General features: G+C 31.6%; 20 protein-coding genes and 1 tRNA gene. 14 read left to right on the top strand and 7 right to left on the bottom strand.

Going from position 1 to position 19,741, the window contains the following annotated elements; all coding sequences use genetic code 11:
• The first annotated feature begins 3 nt into the window (after window positions 1-3).
• From ACQH1V_RS07925 to ACQH1V_RS07910, 4 genes are all read left to right on the top strand, one after another.
• Complete coding sequence (locus ACQH1V_RS07925) at window positions 4-327, top strand: YbaB/EbfC family nucleoid-associated protein (protein WP_094648943.1); 324 nt, start codon at window positions 4-6, stop codon at window positions 325-327.
• 88 nt (window positions 328-415) lie between these two features.
• The gene (locus ACQH1V_RS07920; RefSeq protein ID WP_425360400.1) at window positions 416-619 is read left to right on the top strand and encodes a hypothetical protein; all 204 of its coding nucleotides are present in this window, start codon (window positions 416-418) and stop codon (window positions 617-619) included.
• Between the two features lie 84 nt (window positions 620-703).
• Window positions 704-778, top strand: a tRNA-Ala gene (locus ACQH1V_RS07915).
• A 126-nt stretch (window positions 779-904) separates the two neighbouring features.
• Window positions 905-1,066 carry a hypothetical protein gene (locus tag ACQH1V_RS07910; protein WP_157905721.1) on the top strand — a complete coding sequence of 54 codons (162 nt, stop codon included), beginning with the start codon at window positions 905-907 and terminating at the stop codon, window positions 1,064-1,066.
• A 3-nt stretch (window positions 1,067-1,069) separates the two neighbouring features.
• On the opposite strand, the gene ACQH1V_RS07905 is transcribed toward ACQH1V_RS07910, so the two are convergent.
• The 3 genes from ACQH1V_RS07905 to ACQH1V_RS07895 all read right to left on the bottom strand — a co-directional run bounded on the left by ACQH1V_RS07905 (window position 1,070) and on the right by ACQH1V_RS07895 (window position 9,675).
• Entirely contained in the window at window positions 1,070-1,720 is a 651-nt protein-coding gene (locus tag ACQH1V_RS07905) for a hypothetical protein (RefSeq protein ID WP_425360399.1), read from the bottom strand.
• 32 nt (window positions 1,721-1,752) lie between these two features.
• Window positions 1,753-5,727 carry a hypothetical protein gene (locus ACQH1V_RS07900; protein WP_425360398.1) on the bottom strand — a complete coding sequence of 1,325 codons (3,975 nt, stop codon included), beginning with the start codon at window positions 5,725-5,727 and terminating at the stop codon, window positions 1,753-1,755.
• Between the two features lie 522 nt (window positions 5,728-6,249).
• Window positions 6,250-9,675, bottom strand: a complete 3,426-nt coding sequence (locus ACQH1V_RS07895) for an autotransporter domain-containing protein (RefSeq protein WP_425360397.1) — start codon at window positions 9,673-9,675, stop codon at window positions 6,250-6,252.
• 315 nt (window positions 9,676-9,990) lie between these two features.
• Between ACQH1V_RS07895 and ACQH1V_RS07890 the strand changes: the two genes are divergently transcribed.
• The 7 genes from ACQH1V_RS07890 to ACQH1V_RS07860 all read left to right on the top strand — a co-directional run bounded on the left by ACQH1V_RS07890 (window position 9,991) and on the right by ACQH1V_RS07860 (window position 14,975).
• Window positions 9,991-10,389 carry an ATP-binding protein gene (locus ACQH1V_RS07890; RefSeq protein WP_425360908.1) on the top strand — a complete coding sequence of 133 codons (399 nt, stop codon included), beginning with the start codon at window positions 9,991-9,993 and terminating at the stop codon, window positions 10,387-10,389.
• A 191-nt stretch (window positions 10,390-10,580) separates the two neighbouring features.
• Entirely contained in the window at window positions 10,581-10,964 is a 384-nt protein-coding gene (locus tag ACQH1V_RS07885; RefSeq protein ID WP_425360396.1) for a helix-turn-helix domain-containing protein, read from the top strand.
• A complete protein-coding gene (locus tag ACQH1V_RS07880; protein ID WP_425360907.1) occupies window positions 10,949-11,083 on the top strand; it encodes a winged helix-turn-helix domain-containing protein in 135 nt (44 codons plus the stop codon). Before ACQH1V_RS07885 ends, ACQH1V_RS07880 begins: the two co-directional genes overlap by 16 nt.
• On the top strand, window positions 11,077-11,490 hold the full coding sequence (locus tag ACQH1V_RS07875; protein ID WP_425360395.1) for an IS630 family transposase: 414 nt from the start codon (window positions 11,077-11,079) through the stop codon (window positions 11,488-11,490). The genes ACQH1V_RS07880 and ACQH1V_RS07875 overlap by 7 nt, the downstream gene beginning before the upstream one ends.
• Before the next feature lie 194 nt (window positions 11,491-11,684).
• Window positions 11,685-12,944 (top strand): recombinase family protein, encoded by a 1,260-nt coding sequence (locus ACQH1V_RS07870; protein WP_425360394.1) that lies wholly within the window; start codon window positions 11,685-11,687, stop codon window positions 12,942-12,944.
• 274 nt (window positions 12,945-13,218) lie between these two features.
• Window positions 13,219-14,142: an AAA family ATPase gene (locus ACQH1V_RS07865; RefSeq protein ID WP_425360393.1), complete on the top strand. Its 924-nt coding sequence runs from the start codon at window positions 13,219-13,221 to the stop codon at window positions 14,140-14,142.
• An 80-nt stretch (window positions 14,143-14,222) separates the two neighbouring features.
• The gene (locus tag ACQH1V_RS07860; protein ID WP_425360906.1) at window positions 14,223-14,975 is read left to right on the top strand and encodes an IS5 family transposase; all 753 of its coding nucleotides are present in this window, start codon (window positions 14,223-14,225) and stop codon (window positions 14,973-14,975) included.
• A gap of 197 nt (window positions 14,976-15,172) precedes the next feature.
• Here the strand turns inward: ACQH1V_RS07860 and ACQH1V_RS07855 are convergent, their stop codons facing one another.
• Together ACQH1V_RS07855 and ACQH1V_RS07850 are read right to left on the bottom strand one after the other, a co-directional pair.
• Window positions 15,173-15,418 carry a transposase gene (locus ACQH1V_RS07855; RefSeq protein ID WP_425360392.1) on the bottom strand — a complete coding sequence of 82 codons (246 nt, stop codon included), beginning with the start codon at window positions 15,416-15,418 and terminating at the stop codon, window positions 15,173-15,175.
• Window positions 15,387-15,623, bottom strand: a complete 237-nt coding sequence (locus ACQH1V_RS07850; RefSeq protein WP_425360391.1) for a transposase — start codon at window positions 15,621-15,623, stop codon at window positions 15,387-15,389. The genes ACQH1V_RS07855 and ACQH1V_RS07850 overlap by 32 nt, the downstream gene beginning before the upstream one ends.
• Before the next feature lie 24 nt (window positions 15,624-15,647).
• Between ACQH1V_RS07850 and ACQH1V_RS07845 the strand changes: the two genes are divergently transcribed.
• Window positions 15,648-15,998, top strand: coding sequence for an IS630 transposase-related protein (locus tag ACQH1V_RS07845; protein ID WP_425360020.1), 351 nt, complete (start codon window positions 15,648-15,650; stop codon window positions 15,996-15,998).
• Window positions 15,983-16,501 (top strand): IS630 family transposase, encoded by a 519-nt coding sequence (locus ACQH1V_RS07840; RefSeq protein WP_425360021.1) that lies wholly within the window; start codon window positions 15,983-15,985, stop codon window positions 16,499-16,501. The genes ACQH1V_RS07845 and ACQH1V_RS07840 overlap by 16 nt, the downstream gene beginning before the upstream one ends.
• A gap of 14 nt (window positions 16,502-16,515) precedes the next feature.
• On the opposite strand, the gene ACQH1V_RS07835 is transcribed toward ACQH1V_RS07840, so the two are convergent.
• Window positions 16,516-16,989 carry a transposase gene (locus ACQH1V_RS07835; RefSeq protein WP_425360390.1) on the bottom strand — a complete coding sequence of 158 codons (474 nt, stop codon included), beginning with the start codon at window positions 16,987-16,989 and terminating at the stop codon, window positions 16,516-16,518.
• 125 nt (window positions 16,990-17,114) lie between these two features.
• Between ACQH1V_RS07835 and ACQH1V_RS07830 the strand changes: the two genes are divergently transcribed.
• Window positions 17,115-17,486 carry a hypothetical protein gene (locus tag ACQH1V_RS07830; protein ID WP_425360389.1) on the top strand — a complete coding sequence of 124 codons (372 nt, stop codon included), beginning with the start codon at window positions 17,115-17,117 and terminating at the stop codon, window positions 17,484-17,486.
• Here ACQH1V_RS07830 and ACQH1V_RS07825 read toward each other — a convergent pair.
• Window positions 17,483-19,288, bottom strand: a complete 1,806-nt coding sequence (locus tag ACQH1V_RS07825; protein ID WP_425360388.1) for an AAA family ATPase — start codon at window positions 19,286-19,288, stop codon at window positions 17,483-17,485. The two genes, ACQH1V_RS07830 and ACQH1V_RS07825, sit on opposite strands and share 4 nt — an antisense overlap.
• Window positions 19,289-19,741 lie beyond the last annotated feature (453 nt).

Below are 19,741 nucleotides of genomic sequence, written 5' to 3'. Positions count from 1 at the left end.
AACATGGTAAATTTTAATCAGTTTTTAAAACAAGCTCAGTCAATGCAGAAAAAAATGCAGGAAATGCAAGAGCAAATGGCAAGTACTGAATATTTTGGGAAAGCTGGTGGTGGGTTGGTAAATATTACCGTTAGTGGTCGAGGAGAGGTTCGTAAGGTCTCTATTGATGCCTCTTTGCTTAAAGAGACCGAGAAAGAGTTGCTGGAAGATTTAATTGTTGCAGCTTTCAGTGATGCAAAAAGCAAAGTTGATGAGGATTCACAAAATTCTATGCATAATGCTTTTGGTAATATTGGTTTACCACCTGGGCTAAAAATGCCATTTTAAACCCTTCTTTTCCTTGACAAATATTAAAGGTGAGATATTTTGTCATTAGATTATATATATAGAAAAATATTTGAGGTAATTGCATAATATGTCAAAAGCTAAAACAGCGTCTAAAAATAACCCAACCTCTAGAGAGCAGGCTAAGGAGTATTTTTATAATGGACAAAAAATTAAACCAGTAAAATTTATATCTGGTAAATCTTCCTTTTTGGCAGCAGAATACGATGTCTCAGGAGATTTAGTAGTTGGTTCTGATGGTAAAGCATTACCTTGGGGTAAAGCAAAAATTTAACTTGAGATAAAATTTTGCAATAAGGTTGTTGACCTTACGTATAAAAAGGTATATAAACTACCTGTTCGTTAAAGGTTATGGTTTGGGGATGTAGCTCAGGGGTAGAGCATCTGCTTTGCACGCAGAGGGTCGGGGGTTCGATTCCCTTCGTCTCCACCACTCTCCTATATTTCGTTACATTTTATGAACATGTCGAACGGTGGACGCAAGGTATAGCCTAGCTTACAACCATTCAGTTCTAGGTGAGTCAACCGTCAAATTAGGAAAATTATCAAAAATAAGAGGGTGTTTCCGGATGATAAATCAATTCAAAAAATAATATTTTTAGCCCTACAAAGTGCATCTAAAAAATGGACTATGCCCATAAAAGATTGGTCATTAGCTTTGAATCAATTTGAAATACTTTGTGGTAATTTTAAATATGATTTATTGGAATGTAAAAAATAGAACTTACACAAAATAAATGATTGACTCGGTGAAGTTGTTACTCGTCGTTCGGCTATTACATATAGGTGTCGCTCCTGCTACCCAATTCTCCTGAATTGACTTATCACCTATAATTCTCTCTATTTCTCTTGTTGACAAAGTTTTCAATTCGGCTCCTCCAATTCCTTCTAATAAAGGGTACCAAGCATTCTCATTACATAAAATATTTAAGCCCTCAACAAGTGATGAGAAGTTAGTAAAGTCGTCACTCATCACTTGCCTATTACTTATAGGCATCACTCCATCGCTCCTGCTACCCAATTCTTCTGAATTGACTATAGCATCATGTTTTTCCTTAATTATTTTTATTAGATCATTCCTATCTAGTGAATTTATGTTGATATTTGGTATAGGAACGTAATTATTATTATTTTCAATAAAGAGTAAATTAAATAGTGTTTCCATAGTGTTTTTAATATTAACCCCTGAACCACTCAACAGACTACACATTTTAGCTATTCCCATATACTTTTTAAAAGTGGTGCATATTGGGGATTCAATATATTTTTTATTTGCTGATACATATTCAGTATAAAAAGTATAATTTATATCAATAGCTATCGTTGGATTATAATTAGGGTTAAGTATAAATAATTTATTAAATAATGAGTTCAAAGATTCTGGAGCATTAGCTCCGGATCTAGCAATTATGATAGATATGTCAGGAGATATATTTCGTTATTCTCTAGTGTTGTTAATAGTTCTGATTTTACAAATATACCGTTATTTTGTTTGGTGAATAATTGCTCAAACAATGAAAGTAAGGTTTTTGCAGTTTTAACTTTGGCTCCACTGATTATATTAGCAATGGTAGTTAAAGATACGTTGTTATTCTCTAATGTTTCTAATAGTTCCGATTTTTCAATTACATTACCTCGCTTAGTTAGTAATTGAAGAAATAATTCATCCAAAACTATTAGAGCTTTAGTTCCTGTACCACCCAGCAGATTAAAGATGTCAGTTAAAGATACTCCACTACGCTCTAGTATTTTTAATTGTTCTGATTTCTCAAATGTACCATCATCTTGCTGAGCAACTAATGCATTAAATAATAAATTAAAAGCTTGGAGAAAGTTAATTCCTGTGCCACTAAGTATACTAGAAATGATAGCTAAGTCTATTCCTTCTTGTTCTAATATTATTAATTTATTTGATTTTTTAAATGCACCATCATCTTGCACGACTAATGCATTAAATAATAAATTAAAAGCTTCTGGAGCCTCAGCTCCCGCGTCACTGAGTATAGTGAAAATGGTAGTCAACTGTATTCCACTCTGTTTTAGTATTATTAATTTTTCTGATTTTACAAATGTACCGTCTTTTTGCTCAATGAATAATTGTCTAAATAATAAATTAAAAGCTTCTGGAGCTTCAGCTCCCGCACCACTAAGTATACTAGAAATGACAGTTAAGTCTATTCCTTCCTGTTTTAGTATTTTTAGTTTTTCTGATTCTACAAATGTACCATTTTGTTGTTTAGTGAATAACTGATTAAATAATAAATTAAAAGCTTTTGGAGCATCACCCCCTGCACCCTTTAGAATACTAAATATATTAGTTAGATATAATATGTTCAGTTCTAGTACTTTTAATTCTTCTGATTTTACAAATGTACCGTCTTTTTGCTCAGTAAATAATTGTCTAACTAATGAATTAAAAGCTTCTACAGCTCCAGCTCCATGGAAAATATCAGAAATCTTTTTTAAAGACATTCCGTGATCTTCTAACAATTTAAATATCTTTGATTTTGCAAATCTATTTTCTTTCTTAATAAATAATTTATTAAATAATCCATCCCAAACTGCTGGAGCTTTACTTCCTGTCTCTTGCCAAGTTTCCGAGAGGCTATTTAATGACTTTTCCCCTTTTTGTAGTGACATTAATAGGTCTGATTTTTCAAATCTATTTCCTTTCTTAACAAATAATTTATCAAACAATTCGTCCAAAATTTCTGAAGCTTTAAGTCCTGCACCATATAATATACTAGAGAGGCTAATTATTTCCTCTCTCTTTTCAGGTATTAATTGTTTTGATTTTTTAAATGAAGAACATCGATTAGTAAGAAATTGTTGAAATATTGAATTCAATATTTCGTTACTTTCTGAATTGCTGAGTATATTTGAGGTTTTCTTTAAAAATACTCCGTTCTCCTCGAATGTTTTGAATATCAGTGATTTTTCAAATTTATTCCCTTGTTTAGTAAATAATTTATTAAATAATAAATCAAAAGCTTTTGCAGCCTTAGCTCCTGCTGCACTTAGTATCTTGAAGATAGTATTTAAAGATATTCCGTTACCATCTAATGTTTTGAATATCAGTGATTTTTCAAATATCTCATTATTCTGTTCGTCAAATTGTTTATCAAATAATAGCTTAAATAATGCTTTCAAAGTTTCTAAAGCCTTAGCTCCAGCTCCATTTAGCATTTTAGAGATGCTGGTTAAAAATATTCCATTATCTTCTAACGTTGTTAATAGGTCTGATTTTACATATGCCTCACCTTGAATTTTGAATAATAGCTTAAATAATGCTTGCAAAGATTCTGAAGCCTTAGATCCAGCTCCACTTAGCATGCTAAAGATGGTATTGACAGATATTCCGTTTTCCTCTAATGTTAGTAATAGTTTTGATTTTACATATATATCCATTTGCTTAGTAAATAACTGATCAAATAACGCTTTCAAAGATTTTGAAGCTTTAGCTCCTGCTCCATGTAGAATACTAGAGATGTTAGCTATATTTACTCCGTTCTTCTCAAGTGTTATTAATATGTCCGATTTTGTACCATTTTGCTCATCAAATAATAGCTTAAATAATGCTTTTAAAGAATCTGGAGCTTTAGCCCCCGCTCCACCTAATATACTAGAGATGGTAGTTAAAGATATTCCATTGTTTTTTAATGTTAATAATAGTGGTGATTTTACAAAATTACCATTTTGCTCATCAAATACAAATAATAGCTTAAATAATGCTTGCAAAGCATCTGGAGCTTTAGCCCCAGCTCCACTTAGTATGCTAGAGATATTAGTGAAAGATGTTTCATTCTCCTCAAATGTTTTTAATATGTACGATTTTGTACCATTTTGCTCATCAAATAATAGCTTAAATAATGCTTTCAAAGCATCTGGAGCTTTAGCCCCCGCTCCATTTAGCATGCTAGAGATGTTAGATAAAAATATTCCGTTCTGCTCTAATATTAGTAATAGTTTTGATTTTACATATATATCCCCTTGCCTAGTAAATAACTGATCAAATAATGCTTTCAAAAAGTCTGGGGCCTTAGCCCCTGCTCCATTTAGCATACTAGAGATGTTAGCTATATCTACTCCGCTCTTCTCAAATGTTAATAATAGTGGTGATTTTACAAATTTACCATTTTGCTCATCAAATACAAATAATACCTTAAATAATGCTTGCAAAGCATCTGGAGCTTTAGCTCCAGCTCTACTTAGTATGCTAGAGATGTTAGTGAAAGATGTTTCATTCTCCTCAAATGTTTTTAATATGTCCGATTTTGTACCATTTTGCTCATCAAATAATAGCTTAAATAATGCTTTCAAAGCATCTGGAGCTTTAGCCCCCGCTCCATTTAGCATGCTAGAGATGTTAGATAAAAATATTCCGTTCTGCTCTAATATTAGTAATAGTTTTGATTTTACATATATATCCCCTTGCCTAGTAAATAACTGATCAAATAATGCTTTCAAAGAGTCTGGGGCCTTAGCCCCTGCTCCATTTAGCATACTAGAGATGTTAGCTATATCTACTCCGCTCTTCTCAAATGTTAATAATAGTGGTGATTTTACAAATTTACCATTTTGCTCATCAAATAATAGCTTAAATAATGCTTGCAAAGTATCTGGAGCTTTATCCCTCGCTCCACTTAATATACTAGAGATGGTAGTTAAAGACATTCCATTGTTTTTTAATGTTAATAATAGTGGTGATTTTACAAATTTACCATTTTGCTCATCAAATACAAATAATAGCTTAAATAATGCTTGCAAAGCATCTGGAGCTTTATCCCTCGCTCCACTTAGTATGCTAGAGATATTAGTGAAAGATGTTTCATTCTCCTCAAATGTTTTTAATATGTCCGATTTTGTACCATTTTGTTCATCAAATAATAGATTAAATAATGCTTTCAAAATATCCGGAGCTTTAGCTTTAGCTCCATTTAGCATGCTAGAGATGTTAGATAAAAATATTCCGTTCTGCTCTAATATTAGTAATAGTTTTGATTTTTCAAGAACGCTACTTTGTTGATTAAATAATTGCTGACATAATAAATTAAAAGCATCTGGAGCCTTGTTTCCAGCACCATTTAATATACTAGAGATGGTAGTAAATTTAATATTATTTTGTTCTAAGAATACTAAATATTTAATATATTTAGGTTGTTGATCAACATCATTTTGCTCTAAAAATTCTATAAACTTTAATTGATTGTCAATAGTTGTAGCTATAGAAGATATAAAGCTTAATTTGAGTGTACTGACTCCTAATTCTTGTAACTTCCCACTGAGTATGTTAAATTTTTCTTCTACCAATTGTTTGCTATTTTGAACTTTTTGCCTCTTGCTGCCGTTATTTACAGGAGCAATATTCTTACGTTTACTCATTTAATCCTCCTTTATATGCTTACTGTAGTCAATTCAGGAGAATTTGGGGCTAGGAGCTATGAGTGACGACGTTCCCAATTTCTCATCAATTGACTATATGATCTAAGTAAACTATGAATAGAATAGTAGGGTGGTGTTTATGATAGTTCTTAGACATATTTGTATTCTATAAATGGTTAATTTATATAAGAACCTTTACCTTTTTATTAAAGTTACAACAATATTTTGCATATTGTCTATACTAATTTTAATAAAATAATTAATTTTTATTATTTAAGTTTTCAATTGTAATTTTTATGCATAACCCTCATGGCAATTTAAAAATTGTATAGTTAATTCAGGAGAAGTTGGTGACGTTGTTAGTCACTCGGCTATTACATATAGACGTCGCTTCTGCTACCCAATTCCCCTGAATTGAATTGACTATACTTATAGAATAAAAATTGTACTATGGGGTAGAATTCCATAAGTGAATAAAGTTTGTTACAAACAGACTCTACAAACAATATCAATTCTTTAAGTTTAGAACATAATTTTAAGTCTTATGGAACCTTGATGACTTTGATATCTTTTGCTCAAATGGCAATTATATTCCATTAATATCTCTGTATTCTTTTTAGCTAATAATAAGCTAGTACCGATATTATAACTAACAGTAGATTGTTTTGGTATCATGGTTTGTTGTTCAAAGATAATATTATTTATCAATATTTTACTATCAATCTTCTGATTTTTATTATTAAAATATTTTTCAATAAAGCCATGTATTATTGGAGTAATTGTTACATTCTGAGTAATTGGTAGAGCTGGTAACAATAATTTACTACCAATAGAGCCGATCCAGAAATTTTGTGACTTAGCTGCCATAAATAAATTATATGTTTCTTTATTAGTCTCAGTATAAGCACTATCTTGATATTGTTCATATCTAATACCTATACCAGGAATCATGGTAAAACCTTTAGAAAGCCCAATATTATAGTTAAGTCTGGTATCAAAATGATAGCTATTATTCCAGTACTTACCAGATATATTGTATGTTTTATCATCTATAGAACGCATGGACTTGTTGGTGACATAATTACGTGTGGTAGATAACACTCCTTGTAATGACAAATTATACCCCAAATTCTTCTGACCATAGATGGATATAATATGACCAGAGAGCAAAATTTTATTATTCTGATTTTGGAATTTAAAATCAGAACATATATGACTATATGCAATACCAAATAAGTCCCCTACCTCTTTCTTTGTTCCAACATCAAACCCAATAACAATACCTCTGCTATTACTCTTATAACCTGTAATATTTGGGGACATATTCTGCTTACTTATGCTATACAAACCTCTAATCCACAAACCTTTTGATATGTTACTAAAAGATTCTTCTTCATCACCTGCTCCAATGCTTTTAAATATTACGGGCATTCTATTAAAAAGTATATTGCTATTTGCCGACATTATTCTTGGCATTAGAGGAGCTATCCCAGTAATGGTTGATATTTCTTCTACTGCTTTTGGTATAGAAACCTCTGCTAGTTGTCGTGATGTTTCAAGTTCTTGTTCTTTTCTCTGTTTTTCATCGCTTATTTGTTGTACAAGCTCTTGTTTACTTTGTTGTTCTTTCTCTAGCTGCTCTTGTATATTTTTTATTGTTTCCTCAAGCTGAACTATCTTCTCAGCTGCTGCCTGTTTCTCGTCAGTTATTTGTTGTACAAGCTTTTGTTTACTTTGTTGTTCTTTCTCTAGCTGTTGTTTATTTTCTTCCTGTTCGGTCTCTAGCTGCTTTTGTATATTTTTTATTTTTTCCTCAAGCTGAACTATCTTCTCAACTGCAGTCTGTTTTTCGTCAGTCATTTGTTGTCTAGTTTGTTGCTCTGTCGTGAGCTGCTCTTGTATTGTTTCTTTTTGTTGTTCAAAATTAATAATCTTCTTATTTGTTTCTTGTATTTTCTTATTCAATTGTTGTTCAAGTTTTTGTTTAGTTTGTTGCTCTGTATTGAGCTGCCCTTGTATATCTTTTATTTTTTGCTTAAACTGAGCAGTTTCGTTATTCAATTGTTGTTCAAGTTTTTGTTTAGTTTGTTGCTCTGTATTGAGCTGCCCTTGTATATCTTTTATTTTTTGCTTAAACTGAGCAGTTTCGTTATTCAATTGTTGTTCAAGTTTTTGTTTAGTTTGTTGCTCTGTATCGAGCTGCCCTTGTATATTTTCTATTTTTTGCTTAAACTGAACAGTTTCGTTATTTAATTGTTGTTCAAGTTTTTGTTTAATTTGTTGCTCTGTATTGAGCTGCCCTTGCATATTTTTTATTTTTTGCTTAAACTGAACAGTTTCGTTATTCAATTGTTGTTCAAGTTTTTGTTTAGTTTGTTGCTCTGTATTGAGCTGCCCTTGTATATCTTTTATTTTTTGCTTAAACTGAGCAGTTTCGTTATTCAATTGTTGTTCAAGTTTTTGTTTAGTTTGTTGCTCTGTATCGAGCTGCCCTTGTATATTTTCTATTTTTTGCTTAAACTGAACAGTTTCGTTATTCAATTGTTGTTCAAGTTTTTGTTTAGTTTGTTGCTCTGTATTGAGCTGCCCTTGCATATTTTTTATTTTTTGCTTAAACTGAACAGTTTCGTTATTCAATTGTTGTTCAAGTTTTTGTTTAGTTTGTTGCTCTGTATCGAGCTGTCCTTGTATATCTTTTATTTTTTGCTTAAACTGAGCAGTTTCGTTATTCAATTGTTGTTCAAGTTCTTGTTTAGTTTTCTGCTCTGTATCGAGCTGCCCTTGTATATTTTCTATTTTTTGCTTAAACTGAGCAGTTTCGTTATTCAATTGTTGTTCAAGTTTTTGTTTAGTTTGTTGCTCTGTATTGAGCTGCCCTTGTATATTTTCTATTTTTTGCTTAAACTGAACAGTTTCGTTATTCAATTGTTGTTCAAGTTTTTGTTTAGTTTGTTGCTCTGTATTGAGCTGCCCTTGTATATCTTTTATTTTTTGCTTAAACTGAGCAGTTTCGTTATTCAATTGTTGTTCAAGTTTTTGTTTAGTTTGTTGCTCTGTATTGAGCTGCCCTTGTATATCTTTTATTTTTTGCTTAAACTGAGCAGTTTCGTTATTCAATTGTTGTTCAAGTTTTTGTTTAGTTTGTTGCTCTGTATTGAGCTGCCCTTGCATATTTTTTATTTTTTGCTTAAACTGAACAGTTTCGTTATTCAATTGTTGTTCAAGCTTTTGTTTAGTTTGTTGCTCTGTATTGAGCTGCCCTTGTATATCTTTTATTTTTTGCTTAAACTGAGCAGTTTCGTTATTCAATTGTTGTTCAAGTTTTTGTTTAGTTTGTTGCTCTGTATTGAGCTGCCCTTGCATATTTTTTATTTTTTGCTTAAACTGAACAGTTTCGTTATTCAATTGTTGTTCAAGTTTTTGTTTAGTTTGTTGCTCTGTATTGAGCTGTCCTTGTATATCTTTTATTCTTTTCTCAAACTGAGTAGTATTAATAACTGCACTCTGTTTTACATCCTTTAATTGTTGTTCAAAATTACTTTTTTCTGCCTTAATATCTTCTATTCTTTTCTTAAACTGAGTAGCTTCGTTACTCAATTGCTGTTTAAGTTTTTGCTCCTTGCTTTGAGCCGTCGCCAGCTGTCCTTGTATATCTTTTAGTTTTTGTTCAAACTGAATAACCTTATTAGTTGCTTTCTCTCTTTCATCATTCAGTTGTTGCTCAAGTGATTTTTTGCTTTCCTGCTCTTCCTTAAGCTGCTTTTCTGTTTTTCTTAGATTGTTTAACGTGAAGTTAAATAGCTGCTCATATTCTTCGTCAAGTTCCTTGTCACTTAATCCTTCTAAGTACTCATTATCAAGACTCTTACCAGGTAGTGGCATTGCTATAATATCAACATTTGTTACAAGTAGCAGTGCCATAAATACAATATTATTTTTTGATATCATAATCTATCTCCAATCATTTTGTACATTTAGTTAGCAGAAAATATCGAGTTTCCCTGTTAATTACATGAGTAACTAATGTCTACTCGAATGATTCCAAGAATTAGATTTGAAAATGAATAGTGAGTACCTGAATCTATGATATTTTTACAAAACAATTCTTGGAAGCATAAAAGCATAACAAACATAAACGACATTGAATAGTAAAAAGATACAAATAATGGCTAATGTTAAAGATTTAAATTTTAAACATCTAAATTAATTACATTCAAGGCATTTGCTTGAATAAATTGTCTTCTAGGTTCAACAATATCTCCCATTAATGTTGAAAAAATTACTTCAGCACTATCTTGTTCATGTACTAGAACACTCAGAGCTATTCAAAGTAGAATTCGAGCTGCAAAGTTTCCAGAGAAGAAAGATATAGATAATTTTATTTTTACTGATACCCCAATAAGCCAAGAGCAAATTATGCATTTATATAGTTGTGAGTTTGTTAATAGTTCTAGAAATATAGTGTTAATTGGAGGGACTGGTACCGGCAAAACGCACCTTGCTATAGCCATTAGTGCAAGGGCAGTAAGAAAGGGTTATAAATCAAAGTTCTTTAACCTTGTAGATTTAGCAAACCAACTAGGGTGTGTCGTCACGAGATTTGAGTCCACATTAGTAAAGCCCTTAAACAAAGACCCGCCATGTATGATTTTGTATTTTTAGCATATCTTGTTGCTATACCACGCCATTCTTTAAATTTTTGAAATGTATTTTCAATAATGTGCCTTAGCTTATATAGATATTTATCTATCTCTCTTTGAATCTTCCTGTTTCTTTTTGATGGTATTATACCAATTGAAATAGTTAAGGAGGTATATTATAATATGGGAATATAAACTTGAGCAGGTAGTAAAATGGCAAGAACATTAATATTACCAAAAGGTTTTCATGAGCATGATTTCATATGCCTAATGAAAAACGAGTCGCACGGAAGAAATCGCATACGCTTATTAGCAATGCATCACCTGCAATCAGGCAAGTCATTGAAAACTGTATCGATAATAGTTGGATCGCACTGGAAAACAGTACAATCTTGGCTTAGAAGATTTAGAAACTCTAGCTTTGATGGATTATTTGAATCGCATAGGAGTGGTGCGTTTAGAAAATTCAATAGCTTACAAGAATCTTTTTTGTCTGATAAAATAAATATGTTGAGTGAAAGTAAGACAGGTGGTTATATAATAGGAAAGGAATTACATAATATGTTATTTGAACATATGGTATTAAATGTAGTTTAAAAACAGTTTATAACACTATACATCGACTTGGTTTTAGCTGGATTACTTCTCGTTCAGTACACCCAAAATCTAATCAAGCAACTCAAAATACATATAAAAAAACTTCGCCAATATGCTAAAAGTATTATTACCAAAAGATATTGATTGGAGTAAGGTTGACATTTGGTCACAGGATGAAACTCGAATTGGGCAGCAAGGTAGTTTAAGTCGCATATGGGCTAAACGTGGGAGCAGACCTAGGAAAGTAAGGCAACAACAATTTATCTCAACATACATCTATGGAGCTGCTTGCCATGATACGGGCGAATCTTTTGCGTTAATTTTACCATATACCAATACTGATTCAATGAATAAGTTCTTAGATGAATTTTCTTTAACTATTGATTCTGGTAGGCATGTTGCATTATTAACAGATAATGCCGGGTGGCATGCAGCGAAAAAATTAATTATTCCAAGTAACATTACCTTGGTACCGCTTCCGCCATACGCACCGGAATTAAATGCGATGGAACAAATTTGGCAGTAGATCAAAAATCACTTACTATCTAATCAATGTTACGGTGTATACGAAGATATCGTTGCTAATGCTTGCTATGCCTGGAATCAACTTAGTAGAAATGCAACTTTAGTAAAATCAATTATGTATAGAGAGTGGATTAATATACCGCGTTAATTATTTCAATTGGTATTATTCATAGATACTCTACATCTCAAGAAAAAATGGTATGGAATCTTTTTGTGATGATGGCTCAATCTTACGTAGATAACCTTAGAGATAATGTAAATCGTAGTATTGCTCAAAAGCTCCGTCAAGGAGAGTGGATAAGTACAGCCCCTATAGGCTATTTGCATATAAAAAGCAATAATAGCAGAGATAGAGGCAAAGGTAAAATAATAGTTGACCCAGATCGTGTTCCTTTGATAAAAAAAGTATTTGAAACATATGCTACAGGTACTCATACTCTATCTGAGATGCTAGAGAAGACAAAAGAATGGGGATTACGTAATGCTAGAGGTAATCAAGGTCAGTTATGTCAATCGCATATTTATTCGATTATTACCAATCCATTTTACTATGGAGTAATGAGAATATTAAAAACTAAAAAAGAATACCCACATATCTACCCGCCTATTATTACCAAGGAGGTATTTGATGCTTGCCAGGCAGTGAGACTTGGTTGGAACAAAAAACCATTTAAATATGGAGAAAAAGAGTATATATTTAGAGGATTAATAAAATGTGTAGCTACTGGTAGGCTAGCTACTACTGAAACTAAAAAGAAAACATATGCAAATGGTAAAACTGAAGAATGGATATATTTAAGAACCTGGGATTCTAATAACCATAATAGGAGAATATACGTGAAAGAAGAAATAATATTAAAAGAAGTAGAAAAGGTTTTTGAAACACTAAGATTAGAGCCTGAGTTACTGAAAGAAGTAATATCTTATATAAAAAGCTCAGCTAACATTGAACAAGATTACCATAAGAACCGTATATCTGAATTACAATCTGAACACACAAAGATAAAAACTCGCATGGATAAGCTAACAGATTTATTTTTGGATGGCGATATTACAAAAGCAGAACATGAAGAGAAACGTGAACAGTTAATACAAAAACGTGAAGATATTGCCAGAGAAATAGCAAGTCACGACAATGCCGATGATAAATTTTCAGAATGCCTGATCAGCTTAGTAGAATTGGCTTCCGGAGCGGCAGAAGCTTTCAAAGGTTCGACTACTGAGGGAAAACGTAAATTGGTAAATTTAGTATTTGCGAACCTGGAATTGAAAGACGGGAAGCTAGACTTTAAGCTACGTCCACCGTTTTATATGTTCGTAAAATGTACCAAAATCGAAGAATGGCGCCCCCTAGTGTCTAGTTTGGTAACCTTGACAGAGTTAAGAATGGCTACCATCCAATGTTTTTACCCCTATCACTTTCACTCGATAACAATTATACATAACTTCACTTAATATAAGCCATCCCAACATTTTTATTACAAAATACTATACTAATTTTAAAAATTTCGTCTAATAGTAGGTAACTTATTTTAGTTTTCTATCATTTTTTTATTTTGAATTTTCTTTAACTATTGTAATTTTGATTAATTGCTACAATAATTTAGATTAACCCTATGTACAATGTAAGAATTTTATTTTCTGTAAATCTACTCGCTAGATTAGCTTGTTTGTGCTATTATTTACTTAATAAAGTTTATAATATATTTTCTAATATAATGAAATTAATATGACAGTAGAACTTTCTGATAATATATCAAACAGAAAAACTAATATTGTTAAAGGTAACAATAAACCACCAAGAATGAGGATAGGTACCGATGAATTCTATGACTTAGTAGTAAATAGTGATGTATTTGTTGATAAAAGCCTGATGATCAAAGATTTGCTAAAAGATAGTGGTAAAGTTATCCTAATCACCAGACCAAGGCGTTGGGGTAAAAGTTTGAATATGAACATGCTACAGAAATTTTTTGAGATAGAGGTGGATGAGAGAGGTAAGCCTTTACCTGAAGAGGATAGAGTAAATAACAAGCTATTTACCGGTGGTACAGTAGATTTAGGGTTTGACGAAGCTAAAGAGCTAAAACCTTTGAAAATTGCGAGTGATGCAAATAGCATGAAACGTCAAGGTCAATTTCCTGTGATTTTGCTCAATTTTAAAGATGTTAAAGGTAGTAGTTATAAGGAAATAGAACTGGGTATAAAGGATCAAATTATAGAATTATTTGCAAGTCATCATTACTTAAATTATCATGTGACAGAAAATACAGGATTATTAAATAATGTAGAGAAAGAAAAGCTAAGGCGATATTTTGATGGGAAGCTTAATAAAAATGATTTAAAAAATAGTTTACGCTTTTTAAGTAAGTTACTCTTTAAGTATTTTAATCAAAAAGTGTATATATTGATCGATGAATATGACACACCAATCAATAGTGCTTATATCGAATTTGGTGATAAACTAAAAGAGTTTAATGATGTACTAAAAATATTCCGTGGAATTTTTGGTAGCAGTTTAAAAACTAATACTTGTGTGGAAAAAGGGGTAATAACTGGCATATTACGGATTGCTAAAGCTAATTTATTTTCGGATTTGAATAATGTTCGTGAATATACCTTACTAGGTTCTGTTGACAAAATTTTATGTTAAGTTATCAGAGTAGAATAAAGAAGTTGCAATAGTAAGAAGAAATGGTAGTTTCTAGTTATCGAAACCAAGAAACTACCGATATGAAGTATTACATAGAAGACCAAGCATGGGAAGCAATTTTATCATTTTTTAAGAAAAAAAAAGCTATACACAACAAGAATGAGGAAAAAATAAGACAGTTTATTGAAGCAATATGGTTTATTGCTAGAACAGGTTGTCAATGGCGTCTTCTGCCTGATTATTATGGTTGTTGGTACAGTGTTTATCGCAGATTTAAGAGATGGGTTGACAAAGGTATATGGGAAGCTTTAATGGATCATGTTAAAGTAGATGTAGATATGGAATCAATGATGATTGATGCAACTATTGTAAGAGCACATGCTTGCTCATCTGGATATATTAAAGGTAATCAAGAGGAAGCAGCTTTAGGTAGAAGCAAAGGTGGTTTTAGTACTAAAATTCATGCCCTCGTTGATGCATTGGGTAACCCACTGAAGTTTATACTAACTGCTGGGCAAAGAAATGATATCACTCAGGCTGAAAATCTTACTAAAGATGTTCAGAATACGACGGTGATAGGCGATAAAGGATATGATAGTAGTGCGTTTGTAGAAAGCTTAGAAAATAAGGGGCGTGAGGTTGTTATCCCACCAAAATCTAATCGTAAAGTACAACGTGAATATGATAAACATATTTATAAAGAACGCCATTTAATTGAATGTTTCTTTGGTAAAATCAAACATTTTAGGCGTATATTTTCTAGGTTTGATAAAGCCCCAGCCACCTTTTTAGCCTTTCTAAATTTTGTTGGAGCTTTAATATGGTTACGTTAAAAATTTTGTCAACAGAACCTAGCCTGAATATTGCATGAAGGAGGTATTTATAAAAATAAAATGGCAATATCGCTTAGTGGTCATGGATATGTTAATTTTCACTTAAATTATGTCTAGATATGCAATTTTTCCTGATTTAAGATAGAATCCCCCCTTACCCCCATTTTTTATTGTACCGGGGACAGTACCATATTAGCTTATTCTATAGCTAATTTTTTCATAACACTATCCCATATATGTTGGTAAGGATAAGATGAAGACAACAAGAATTTAATGCTCCTAGTACTACGAATAATTACAGCACCAATTTTGAACAATTTTAAACGCACCGTTCCTACCAAGGCTTTAGCTAATTCAGTACCTTGTAAAAACTTATCACGTATATATTCTACTATAGTTAAACCCATAAAATTAGGTGACAAAGAACATAGTAATAATTTCAAATAATTTGCTGGTTTCTGTTACCTTATTTTTAATCCATCGTTTCATATTAGCCCAAAACTTCTCTATGGGATTTAAGTCTGGTGAATATGGCGGTAAAAAAATAAGCTTGCAACCAACTGATTCTATTAATTCCTTTGTTTTCTTTGATTTATGGAAACTAGCATTATCCATCACTATAGTTAAACCCGTTGAATTAGATGACATTATATGGTATAAATAAGAGAAAAAATGTCAACAAGCCCATATAGTAAAGATTTAAGAAAAAAAGTAATAAGTTATATAGAAAAAGGTAATAGTCAAAGAGCGGCTGCCAAGATATTCGATATACATAAAAATACAATTAGTCGCTGGAACGTAAGGAAGAGAAAGGAAGGAACGATATTAGCAAAAGCTAGAGTAGGTTTTAAAAGTAAAGTTGATAAGCAAAAGTTAGCAAATTTTGTAAGAAATAATCCAAATATGAGATTACAAGATATTGGTAAAGAGTTTGGAATTGCGAGGTCTCAAACTGGAAGGATATTAAAACAGCTAGGTTTTAGTTATAAAAAAAAACCTTTACCTACATGGAGTCAAGTGTAGACAGACGAGCTGAATATTTAGAAGAGATCAATAAATATGATAAAGGGCAAATAGTGCATATTGATGAAAGCGGTATAGATACAGGTATTTGCCAAGATAGAGGCTGGAGTAAAACAGGAGAATTACTGATTGGAAAGAAGAGTGGGAAACACTATCAAAGAACTAATATCATAGCTGGCTTGGTAAACAATCAATCAATAGCTCCTTTTGTTTTTAATGGAACGTGCAATACAGAGTTATTTAATAATTGGGTTGAGAAGTTTTTAATTAAAGAGTTAAAAGCAGGACAAGTTGTAGTGATGGATAATGCTAGTTTCCATAAATCAAAGAAAACAAAGGAATTAATAGAATCAGTTGGTTGCAAGCTTATTTTTTTACCGCCATATTCACCAGACTTAAATCCCATAGAGAAGTTTTGGGCTAATATGAAACGATGGATTAAAAATAAGGTAACAGAAACCAGCAAATTATTTGAAATTATTACTATGTTCTTTGTCACCTAATTTTATGGGTTTAACTATAATTGTTTCGGCACGGTTTTATGAGATTCGACAAACTTGTCAATCATCACCTTATGAGCTTTAAGAGCAAATCCACGATCTGCTTTATTTTCTAAACGACATAAAGTAGAGCTACTAGCCATATCGTCCAGTGTGTCTATACTTGTTTGCAAAGCTGGACATTTTCTTAAATTATCGTGATCATTTAAATCTTCATAACCAAGAGCAATACCATAAATACGCTGTTTGAGCATTGTTAAAATAGTATGAGTAATTTTATCAGAATCTCGCTTATCAGGAAAAATCTTAGCCAGTTCATTAGTTAGACCAAGTCTTTTATCTGCTTCTCTTAGCAATAATACACCTCCATCGCTACTAATATTACCTCCTGCAAAATTTATTTCTATTTGACGATTTTTTACTTTCGATTGGTAAATTAATCCTGTACAATTTGTCATGGCAAAACCCTCTGTGTAATGTTCTTTTAACACTTATATTATATAGTATTACAAGGGTTTTGTCTCTATTCTTTCATGCAATATTCAGGTTAAAGAAAGAACATACTGAAAACGAAAAAAGATTGAACTCGTTAATAGATTTATGACTTAATGGTGAATTGAGTACAGAAGAATTTCAAGCAAAAAAACAACAATTAAAAGATCGTCAATATGAAATTAATCGATTATTGAAAATTTATGATGAAGCAGATGACAAATTTACTGATACCGTCTCAACCTTGATAACTCTAGCTTCTGAAGCCTATAAAACTTTTCAAGGTTCTGAAATGCCTCAAAAACGCAAAATGATAAAATTCGTATTTCAGAACCTGAAGCTTAGAGGCAAAAAACTTGAGACCTCTCTACGTTTCCCGTTCGATATTTTTGAAAAAACGACAACTTGTACCGAATGGCGGAGTGTAGTGAACAATTTCCGAACCCAATCAGATACTAAATTGCTCATAATTCAAACGCTTACGCTCTATTATTAGAGCTTCGTTACTTCATATTCTAACTCCATATTTTTTCCGCAAAATGCCATCGAAATTTTTAATATTTGTTTTACATGTGAATGCTCTTTTATTTTACTATCATATTTTTTATTAATAATTTGTTGTAAACCAGATTTAGCTATATCTGCTAGCTCTTCTGAGGATTTAGCGATTTTATACTCGATAATCATCGCTTTATCACCTTTACCAATTTTTGGAATCATTACAACGTCAGCTCTGCCATCCCCTGATTCTTGTTCACTCGATATTATATAATTAGAACCTAGCATATTAATAAAGCCGAGCATAAAGCCACTATAAAATAATTCGGCTTTTTTCTCTCCTGTTTGATGAAAACTAGTAGAATTAAGTAACAATTCCTGCAGACGCTCCTTAAACTCCTCTATTCTACCATCTGGTAATAAAGTAACGAAAGAATAATATCCCGAATTATCAATATCTAATTGTTTACTAACCCATTGCACCATTCTTTTTTGGTAGATATATTTTACCTCATAATTAGGGATAGATAGTTCGTAAATATCTTGTTCTGACATCTTGGCTGTAGGATTTAGATAACCACTAAATAATAATAAGCTAAATAACCCTTCTGGTTGGTTAATATCAGCAAAATTTATATGTTTAGTAATAGAAGAAGTAATCGTTTCACCTGCAACTAAAGCCTGAATATCTCTTTGTCTCTCATCTGAGAGTAACACATGATCAATCCAATCAGTTCCACCACTATCAATCCAATAATGATCAAGCTTGCCCTTCTGAGCTAAACATCTCATAATTGACCAAGGATTATAAATGACTTCTCCACCAAAATTATAGCCATTATACCAATTTTTAATTTGTTCTGGATTGGTTTCAAGAGGTACTTTGGTTAATAATTCATCAATTTCTGCTTGAGTAAAGCCATAGATGTCTGTAAAATTCTCATCTAGTAAACTACATTCAGTTAAATTATTCAAATCTGAAAACAAATTAGCCTTAGCAACACGCAATATGCCGGTAATAACACCTTTTTGTAATGAATCATTGGTTTTAAGACTATTACCAAATATTGCCCGGAATAGTTTAAGTACCTGATTAAATTCTTCTTTATGACCAAATTCCATGTAGGAACTATTAATTGGTGTATCATATTCGTCGATTAATATATAGACTTTCTGATTAAAATGTTTATAAAGTAAGTCGCTTAGAAATTTTAAACTATTTTTAATGTCATCTTCTATTAACTTGCCTGTAAAATATCTTTGTAATATTTCCTTTTGTGCATCAATCAATAATTTTTCATCTTGTTTTATATAACGCTCTAAATAACGATGCTTGGCAAATAAATTAATTATTTGACTTTTAATTCCAACCTCAATTTCTTCATAACTACTACCCCTAACGCCCTTAAAAGTTATAAGAATAACTGGGAATTGACCTTGACGTTTCATAGAGTTTGCTACATTAGCAATTTTTAATGGCTTTAGTTCTTTAGTCTCATCAAAGCCTAAATCCACTGCTCCTCCACTAAACAGTTTATGATTAACTCTTTGTTCTTGCAGCAAGGGTATCCCATACTCATCCACCTCTATCTCAAAAAATCTCCGCACCATATCCATATTCAAGCTCTTCCCCCAACGCCTTGGGCGAGTAATGAGCGTGACTGCTCCACTATCTTCTAATAATTCTTTGATCATTAGACTCTTATCAACAAATACATCACTATTTAGCAATAATGTCTTGAAGTCATCGGTACCAACAAACATTCTTGGCTGATAATTATTGTGGGTTTTTTCTTTCATATTTTACTCAATCAACTAAAATTCACTCTTATGTCTAATAATTTATAACAACTCATGAACATGGTATTTAATCATAACTTGCTTATATATTTCATTATAACATAATAATAACTTGCACTAACTATTTATCAGTAAAAAATTATAAATTTTTTAACTTCTTATCCAAAATTCGCGTAATAAAGTATTTTAGGGATTTTTTTGCCTAAGGAGTCGTAAGAAAATAATGTGTATAAATTAAATTCTACCTACAACTAAAATTATATAATCATTGCATAATTGCCACTAAACTAAATATTTCACTAATTTTTTATAAAATATACTTTACATACCAAAATATATTTTATACCTTATTAAAATATATGGATTTTTAGAAATAATATAGCAACCACAAATTAGTTTCTTGATATTGTTATAAGTTCCTAAATGTCATTGCAAGGAGGGCATAAGACCGAC

Origin of the sequence: Candidatus Tisiphia endosymbiont of Ceraclea dissimilis (assembly GCF_964030735.1) — a bacterium.
Classification (GTDB): domain Bacteria; phylum Pseudomonadota; class Alphaproteobacteria; order Rickettsiales; family Rickettsiaceae; genus Tisiphia.
Note: the sequence above shows the minus strand (reverse complement) of the source record. Positions and strands in the feature narration are given on the sequence as shown.